General features: G+C 37.7%; 7 protein-coding genes, 15 tRNA genes and 1 rRNA gene. 21 read left to right on the top strand and 2 right to left on the bottom strand.

Annotated features, from left to right (window positions below):
• From rrf to ACFWE9_RS24925, 19 genes are all read left to right on the top strand, one after another.
• Positions 1–95: ribosomal RNA gene (rrf, locus tag ACFWE9_RS25015) — 5S ribosomal RNA — on the top strand; the annotation flags it as partial.
• A gap of 9 nt (positions 96–104) precedes the next feature.
• A tRNA-Asn gene (locus ACFWE9_RS25010) sits at positions 105–179 on the top strand.
• A gap of 4 nt (positions 180–183) precedes the next feature.
• A tRNA-Ser gene (locus tag ACFWE9_RS25005) sits at positions 184–275 on the top strand.
• Between the two features lie 9 nt (positions 276–284).
• Positions 285–359 (top strand) — tRNA-Glu (locus ACFWE9_RS25000).
• Between the two features lie 15 nt (positions 360–374).
• Positions 375–450, top strand: a tRNA-Val gene (locus ACFWE9_RS24995).
• Between the two features lie 104 nt (positions 451–554).
• Positions 555–628: transfer RNA gene (locus ACFWE9_RS24990), tRNA-Met, on the top strand.
• Between the two features lie 5 nt (positions 629–633).
• Positions 634–709 (top strand) — tRNA-Asp (locus tag ACFWE9_RS24985).
• 12 nt (positions 710–721) lie between these two features.
• Positions 722–797: transfer RNA gene (locus tag ACFWE9_RS24980), tRNA-Phe, on the top strand.
• 7 nt (positions 798–804) lie between these two features.
• A tRNA-Thr gene (locus ACFWE9_RS24975) sits at positions 805–880 on the top strand.
• Positions 881–896: 16 nt separating this feature from the next.
• A tRNA-Tyr gene (locus tag ACFWE9_RS24970) sits at positions 897–980 on the top strand.
• 6 nt (positions 981–986) lie between these two features.
• A tRNA-Trp gene (locus ACFWE9_RS24965) sits at positions 987–1,060 on the top strand.
• Between the two features lie 17 nt (positions 1,061–1,077).
• A tRNA-His gene (locus ACFWE9_RS24960) sits at positions 1,078–1,153 on the top strand.
• Positions 1,154–1,190: 37 nt separating this feature from the next.
• Positions 1,191–1,265 (top strand) — tRNA-Gln (locus ACFWE9_RS24955).
• Positions 1,266–1,268: 3 nt separating this feature from the next.
• A tRNA-Gly gene (locus tag ACFWE9_RS24950) sits at positions 1,269–1,343 on the top strand.
• Positions 1,344–1,351: 8 nt separating this feature from the next.
• Positions 1,352–1,425: transfer RNA gene (locus ACFWE9_RS24945), tRNA-Cys, on the top strand.
• 8 nt (positions 1,426–1,433) lie between these two features.
• Positions 1,434–1,514, top strand: a tRNA-Leu gene (locus tag ACFWE9_RS24940).
• A 117-nt stretch (positions 1,515–1,631) separates the two neighbouring features.
• Positions 1,632–2,558 (top strand): tyrosine-type recombinase/integrase, encoded by a 927-nt coding sequence (locus tag ACFWE9_RS24935; RefSeq protein ID WP_377359343.1) that lies wholly within the window; start codon positions 1,632–1,634, stop codon positions 2,556–2,558.
• Positions 2,559–2,719: 161 nt separating this feature from the next.
• The gene (locus ACFWE9_RS24930) at positions 2,720–3,439 is read left to right on the top strand and encodes a hypothetical protein (protein ID WP_377359341.1); all 720 of its coding nucleotides are present in this window, start codon (positions 2,720–2,722) and stop codon (positions 3,437–3,439) included.
• A gap of 111 nt (positions 3,440–3,550) precedes the next feature.
• Positions 3,551–4,069 (top strand): hypothetical protein, encoded by a 519-nt coding sequence (locus ACFWE9_RS24925; RefSeq protein WP_377359339.1) that lies wholly within the window; start codon positions 3,551–3,553, stop codon positions 4,067–4,069.
• Positions 4,070–4,449: 380 nt separating this feature from the next.
• Here the strand turns inward: ACFWE9_RS24925 and ACFWE9_RS24920 are convergent, their stop codons facing one another.
• Both ACFWE9_RS24920 and ACFWE9_RS24915 read right to left on the bottom strand, forming a co-directional pair.
• Positions 4,450–4,908 carry a hypothetical protein gene (locus tag ACFWE9_RS24920; RefSeq protein WP_377359337.1) on the bottom strand — a complete coding sequence of 153 codons (459 nt, stop codon included), beginning with the start codon at positions 4,906–4,908 and terminating at the stop codon, positions 4,450–4,452.
• A 110-nt stretch (positions 4,909–5,018) separates the two neighbouring features.
• Positions 5,019–5,597 (bottom strand): hypothetical protein, encoded by a 579-nt coding sequence (locus ACFWE9_RS24915; protein ID WP_377359335.1) that lies wholly within the window; start codon positions 5,595–5,597, stop codon positions 5,019–5,021.
• Between the two features lie 329 nt (positions 5,598–5,926).
• Here ACFWE9_RS24915 and ACFWE9_RS24910 point away from each other — a divergent pair, with 329 nt between their 5' ends.
• Both ACFWE9_RS24910 and ACFWE9_RS24905 read left to right on the top strand, forming a co-directional pair.
• Entirely contained in the window at positions 5,927–6,688 is a 762-nt protein-coding gene (locus ACFWE9_RS24910) for a hypothetical protein (RefSeq protein WP_377359333.1), read from the top strand.
• A 290-nt stretch (positions 6,689–6,978) separates the two neighbouring features.
• Positions 6,979–7,269 (top strand): hypothetical protein (locus tag ACFWE9_RS24905; protein ID WP_377359331.1); only part of this gene is annotated, 291 nt, incomplete at its 3' end.

Raw genomic sequence — 7,269 nt, 5'->3', positions numbered from 1 at the left:
GTCACACCCGTTCCCATTCCGAACACGGCAGTTAAGCTCTTCAGCGCCGATGGTAGTTGGGGGTTTCCCCCTGTGAGAGTAGGACGTCGCCAAGCTTGTATTGTTCCGCAGTAGCTCAGTGGTAGAGCATTCGGCTGTTAACCGAACGGTCGTAGGTTCGAGTCCTACCTGCGGAGCCATTATGGAGAGCTGTCCGAGTGGCCGAAGGAGCACGATTGGAAATCGTGTAGACGGGTAACCCTGTCTCAAGGGTTCAAATCCCTTGCTCTCCGCCATTTTTACCTGGCCCGTTGGTCAAGCGGTTAAGACACCGCCCTTTCACGGCGGTAACACGGGTTCGAATCCCGTACGGGTCACCATTAAGACAACATATTGGAGGATTAGCTCAGCTGGGAGAGCATCTGCCTTACAAGCAGAGGGTCGGCGGTTCGATCCCGTCATCCTCCACCATTTTTAAATAAGATCAGGTTGTTTCTACATAATGGGTTTGATTATTCATCCTATTGAAACGATAAACACGAAAACTTGATTCATTATAGCAACATTATTAACGTCGCGGGGTGGAGCAGTCCGGTAGCTCGTCGGGCTCATAACCCGAAGGTCGCAGGTTCAAATCCTGTCCCCGCAATCTATGGTCCCGTGGTGTAGCGGTTAACATGCCTGCCTGTCACGCAGGAGATCGCGGGTTCGATTCCCGTCGGGACCGCCATTTTTATTGTTTGGCTCAGTAGCTCAGTCGGTAGAGCAAAGGACTGAAAATCCTTGTGTCGGCGGTTCGATTCCGTCCTGAGCCACCATAGTAGTGCCGGTGTAGCTCAACTGGTAGAGCAACTGACTTGTAATCAGTAGGTTGGGGGTTCAAGTCCTCTTGCCGGCACCATGTTTCATCCATATGCGGAGGGGTAGCGAAGTGGCTAAACGCGGCGGACTGTAAATCCGCTCCTTTGGGTTCGGCAGTTCGAATCTGCCCCCCTCCACCATCTTATAGGGGTATAGTTTAAAGGTAGAACAGAGGTCTCCAAAACCTCCAGTGTGGGTTCGAGTCCTACTACCCCTGCCAATTTAAATCTTATAATGGCGGTTGTGGCGAAGTGGTTAACGCACCTGATTGTGGTTCAGGCATTCGTGGGTTCGATTCCCATCAGTCGCCCCATTTTTCAATAAATGTGATATAATAAATACAACGTTAATGGGCTATAGCCAAGCGGTAAGGCAACGGATTTTGATTCCGTCATGCGAAGGTTCGATCCCTTCTAGCCCAGCCATATGCGAAAGTAGTTCAGTGGTAGAATACAACCTTGCCAAGGTTGGGGTCGCGGGTTCGAATCCCGTCTTTCGCTCCAAAAACGTTGGCGGCATAGCCAAGCGGTAAGGCAGAGGTCTGCAAAACCTTTACCACCGGTTCGATTCCGGTTGCCGCCTCCAACATACATGCCGGTGTGGCGGAATTGGCAGACGCGCACGACTCAAAATCGTGTTCCTCTGGAGTGCCGGTTCGACCCCGGCCACCGGTATCATGAAGCAGCCAAGAGTGCTGTTGTATCAAGGTCTTACACTTAATTGTGTAAGGCCTTTTTTCATTTTTCTCACACTACAGATTTGACACTAATAATGTGCGGGGGTCATGTGCGGTGAGTAAACGAAGAATATTGCTTACGGAAGATGAAATAAAAATCGTTACCAAAACTATGTATGTTACCACAGATGAGGATGCACTTAAATTATTTTTTGAAGATTGCAAACTAAGGAATTTACGTCCACACACTTTGAAATATTATCAAGAACAATTTAATGCCATTAAAAGAACTAAAGTGGATATGACTGAACGTGATATAAAATTGCTGATTTTAAATATGCAGGAAAGTGGATTGAAGGCGACCAGTATTAACACCAGATTACGTGCCTTGCGGAGTTTCTTCATATTCCTATACAAGAATAAACATATCAAAAAGAATCTGATGGCGAATGTAAAACTGTTGAAGGAACGCAATAAAATAGTAAATTCATTATCAGAACAGCAATTAAAAATATTATTTTCGCTATGCGACAATAAAACTTTTGTGGGTCTGCGAGACCTTACCATCATGATGTTATTTATTGATGTTGGTATACGGCTCAATGAATTGACCGGAATTGAAATATCAGATGTAAAAGAAGATTCAATAGCAATAAGAGAAACCAAAACATATTTCGAGCGATTGCTTCCGATAAGCAAAAAGATGAAGGAGCAACTTGATATTTATATCAAGGTTCGAGGAAAGTGCAATACGGACAAGTTATTCATTAATCAAGATGGTGGAAAGTTGAAACCAAGGAGTGTTCAAAATCGAATCGCTCATTATGCCAGATTATCAGGAATAAAAGACGTTAGGGTTTCATGTCACACGTTCCGCCATACACACGCTAGATTGTTCATTCAAAATGGAGGTTCAGCGTTTCACTTACAAGCGATGCTTGGTCATCAATCAATGGAAATAACAAAAAAGTATGTAAATCTATTCGCCACCGATGTATCTGAAAGCCATAAGAAATATTCTCCATTAAAAAATTTATTTTAACAGCACTAGTTTAGAGAACATTTGTTCTGTGTTACGATAAAAATAAAAACGAATGGATTATAGGGCTGGCACCCTACCATTCGTTCCACAACATAACCCGAAGGAAATGTCATGTTTAATTATAGCATGATTTCTCTTTGGCAATCAAAGGAGAAGTAGAAATGGATGTAAAAAGCGAAATCAACATCATTCAGAAACGTTTACTTGAACGACTGAACGTTAAAACAGGCAGTACGATGTTTACTATTATCGAGGCGATTACTCGTCAAGCATACGCAAAGGATTCATTCGTAGTGAGTCAGAAAAATTCTACTCTTGCTGAAAAGTGCAAAGTGACCGCAAGTACTATTTCACGTAACCTAAAGAAAATCAAAGAAAAATGTTCTGATTTAATTACGATTGAACAAAATCGGAATGTAGAAGAAAAATTCGCTGCACTCGTTTTTACCTTTGTTCCACAAGAATGTCAAACGGTAATGTCAAACGGTGAACAAACGGAGCATATCAAGGATACCAACGAACCAAACGAGGTTGCTGAAATCACTTCTAGTATTTCTTCTACTAATTCTTTAGTTTATATTTCTAATCCAAATAAAGATTTAATACATAATATTGTTAAACAAGAGGACGTTTCTCAAGATAAAATTATTTATGATACATATTTAAAATTTAGTAAACAAGGAATCACCAAATCATTATTTAATAAAGTTTTAGCTCAAGTGCTGAAAAATAAAGAAGTACGGAATTTCGGTAAATATTTAACAGGAGCATTGAAAAAAGTGGTCGGATATAAGGAATCGTGTACGGAATTTGTCGATGAGTCAAGACCTAAAGTTGATACAAGCAAAATTCCATTTTATTACGATTGGATAAGTAATTGAATATTAATATTCAAAAATTATATTACAAAAATATTTTTCGGTAATTGGAAGGAATTGCTCTTTTTACGTGGTAATTATATATTGAACCATAATTTAGAAGGAGTGATTCTGATGTTGGATGTAATAAAAGAAGCAATCGTAATGTTGGACTCTGATGAAAAGATTGAATTATATGGTTTTCTTCGAAAAAGTCTAAAGGACGACGGAGCCATAAAGACGTACAATGTTGTTGGAGACTTTGGCGAACGTAAAACGCTCGATTTTTATAGCAAGTCGCCATTGTTACCCAACTTACAAGCGGTAGGAGTAGGAACGAAATATGTGGACGCTATAAATGCAAATAATGAACGTTATAGCATAAAAGCAACTACAAATAAAAGGACAAGTGTATTCAATGGATTGAATGACCCAGACTCTGAACTACCACAAGAAAAAAAGTTTGAATATGTCATTATTGTGATGCTTAATGAGGATATGTCTCTAAAAGCAATGTATGAGTTAAATTGGGAAGGTTTCTTATTACTTAAAAAATGGAACACTTCAAAAAGAACATGGTATTTAACCGTTACAAAGGAACTTGAAAGAAAAGCGAAAGTACTGTATGACGCCCAATCCGATATAGCAATATAAAAAGCGCCATAAATAAATTTAAAACAGCCATGAATCGAATTAACGAAACATGGCTATTAAATGAAAAGGTAAAAGAGTGATACTATTGATTCAACCTTAATAAAATTGATATTTTAGTAGAACCGTAAATGCAAAACGCTACGGATTTTATCCCAAGTAACTTCTTTTACTTAGGAAATAATCCGTAGCGTTAATCCAATGTATGCTGTTAAAGTCCAAAAAGTAAATCCTAAACAAACTCATGCTGATTCACTTCATAAAGCACATTGTCCACGTCTGCATGACGTTGTAAGTCATTGCGGTGATTGGTATATGTAATATGAAAAGACCGCCCAGGAATCAACTGGACGGTTTTTGTTCGTATGCTATTATTCGTTACTTCAACAATGTGCGTCCATAACTTCTTCAGGAATTTCACCATAACGATACGCTTTGCCATTCATAACTTCAATCAGTTTGTAAGGCATTAATTCAGGACAAACTTTGTGGAATGCTCGTGTAAAACCTTTTACACTGCGATTTGGCATCAACAATTTTGCGGGGTTTAAATCATAATTGGCAATGAAGTCAGTTGTTGTGTGCCATGGTTTGTGAACAAAAATTGCGGCGTTATTGTAATATTCAGCAGATGCACAAAAGTGTTCCCAACGGTCTCCAACGAGGTAACCAAATACGTCTTCAATTGTATCGTCATTTTTGCTTAGCGTTTCATCGTTAATGGCATCTGTTCGTACAATAATCAGGTTGTTTAGTTCAGCGTTGTAGTACACAGCGTTTTCTCCGTCAACTGCGATTTGATTAAATTCAGTTCCTTCAAGTGATAATGTGATTGTTTTCATTTTTGTTTCCTCCGAGTTTTTTAGTTTTTTGTTTGTCGTACTTTCACTATTTCATTGTATTGAACAGTATCCATTTGGAAGGAAGCACCGAGGGATTTATTAAATTAATTTCATGCCGGTATTTGTCCCGTTAAATCCACTTCTGCTTTTTCTAAATCAGCGATAAGTGGTCGCATTTTTTCAATGTCATCAAGGGTGACAGTTTTTAAATCAAGGTTATGTCGTGCTTCGATTGCATTAACAATGTCCATTTCATTTGCCATATAGAATTTCCGTCCTATTACCATGCCTTTTTCCAACAATTCATCAAATTCCTTCTGAAGTTCAGGGTTTTGCTCATTAACCGATTCAACTTTTTCAGCGCTATCGTTCGGGAGCTCCTTTACTTCATTTTTCTTTTTAAAACTTTTCTTGGTTTTTGCTTTTTTAGCAGTGGGTTTCTTAACTGTTTTCTCCTTGATTTTCTCGTCAATGGTCGTTTTAACGATTGTTATTTTGCCATCGACTTCAATTGCAGAAACATTATCCTCCAAAACAAACACCGAGCGTCCAAAACCTTTAAGTTTGGTAGTCTCGATATTTTGCTCTTTTAATACTTTTTTCATTTTGTATGGTGATAGACCGAATAAAAATCCTAGGTCTGCGATTTTGTAATAAACCTTTTCTGAAAATATAACTCTGTTTAACATACGTGTTTCCTCCAATAATTTAAGTTTTTTGTTTTATATGTAATGTCCTGTACAGGGACTTGCTTTTCTTGATAAAGAGATTGTAGTGTGAAGAATTGAAAAGTTAAGAGGATTTTGTGTCTAATTTGTGAACAAATTAAAAACGCATATCATCATGCTAAACGGTTTCGTAATAATCCGAGATAAAAGATTTTTTATTTTATCGTATCACTGGATGTTTTTATGGTCGTTTGAATAGGATTTACATATAATCTTCATAAACTCCCGTAGCTCGCCATTTACAGCATTTTAGTGATAAAATGGATGAATGTAACAGAGGGGGAAACAACATGAAATTTACATATTTAATCGGCACATTAACCGTCACTTCGGCTTTGCTTTTGGCGGGGTGTAGCACAAATGAAACATCGACGGCTCAAGTGAGTAATGTTGAAAAAGAAAAAAGCGTTGAGCTTACGAAAGAAGAAAAGATTGCGGAACTTCCTTCACCTTATGATGAAATTGGGAAGCGGTGGGCGGAATGGGAACTTCCGAAAGAAGGACGCCTTCCGAAAACAGACAAAGCATATCAAGGTTTTTTAATGGACGACAATAGCGACCCAAAGGAAACGGGTGTTATATATGAAAACGGATACGTCTTCGATAAAAAATCGGGTTATTATGTCAATGCGGCTTATGAATATGACGAAGAATTTGAAGGAAAACCGCCCGAAGTAACGGCCGACCAACGTGAAGGAATGATTATGGGACTTATTGCCGAATATTTTGGAAATGAATATTCATTTGAAGGCGACTTTGAACCCGACGAAATGTATGTCGAAGATAAAAACGGAAAGAAAATTCCGAACCAAACTTTTATTGCAAACCTATATGTCGATATTGATTCGCACAAAGTTGACGCTTTGTTCGAAATAAGGTATTATGCCGAATTAGATAAAAATAAACCGCTTATAGATTGGGCGAACGAAACAATCAACTTCTATTTAGATGCAAAAGAAACGGACGATATAGAAGAAATTTGGAAGCTATATTCGGAAGGTGAAGATAATATTGCGGAACTGAATAAAACCGTCAAACTTGCACGTGAATGAATTGGGCGTCCCACAACGGGGCGTCTTTTTTTTTTCATTATTGAACTATTAGTTGAACCGTTAATGCGATTCTATGGGCGTTTCAATAGATTTATCGGGAAAATGATTATCTACCGTTACTCGTCAACCAGTGCGGTTTAGTGAATTAATCCTATTACTATGAAACTAGTTATTGGTATAATGGAAAAAAGCTATTTACTTATTTTTGAAAGAGGGGAAGATTTTTGAGTTGGTTTAAATGTATAATAATTTATTTCATTTTGGTCTATTTATGGACGGGATTTCTAAAATTGTTTGAACTACTTTTATATAAATGTAAAGGAGCTTTATTAATAAGAGCAAAAAGAAAGCAAGAATCTTATTTAATAAAAAACGACATTAAAAAATTGGTTAAATCTATTAAATTGGAAATGTTCTTAGAAGATAAGATAAATCGAATTACTCCGTATTTTCCTTATACTATAACAAAAAGCAGCTATTCTGATGAAGGATTAAAGTTTGAGATTAGAAAAAATTATGATGTGTTTTTTTTCTTCTTAAAAAAGCTTTCACCTTTTAAATTTAGCAATATTATATTTATA

The sequence above is a fragment of the Peribacillus sp. NPDC060253 genome (assembly GCF_042727425.1).
Lineage (GTDB): Bacteria > Bacillota > Bacilli > Bacillales > DSM-1321 > Peribacillus.
Note: the sequence above shows the minus strand (reverse complement) of the source record. Positions and strands in the feature narration are given on the sequence as shown.

Excerpts from the sequence above, each read along its gene's own strand:
- ACFWE9_RS24930 (WP_377359341.1), top strand. The coding sequence starts at position 2,720 with ATGGATGTAAAAAGCGAAATCAACATCATTCAGAAACGTTTACTTGAA.
- ACFWE9_RS24925 (WP_377359339.1), top strand. The coding sequence starts at position 3,551 with ATGTTGGATGTAATAAAAGAAGCAATCGTAATGTTGGACTCTGATGAA.
- ACFWE9_RS24920 (WP_377359337.1), bottom strand. The coding sequence starts at position 4,908 with ATGAAAACAATCACATTATCACTTGAAGGAACTGAATTTAATCAAATC.
- ACFWE9_RS24915 (WP_377359335.1), bottom strand. The coding sequence starts at position 5,597 with ATGTTAAACAGAGTTATATTTTCAGAAAAGGTTTATTACAAAATCGCA.
- ACFWE9_RS24910 (WP_377359333.1), top strand. The coding sequence starts at position 5,927 with ATGAAATTTACATATTTAATCGGCACATTAACCGTCACTTCGGCTTTG.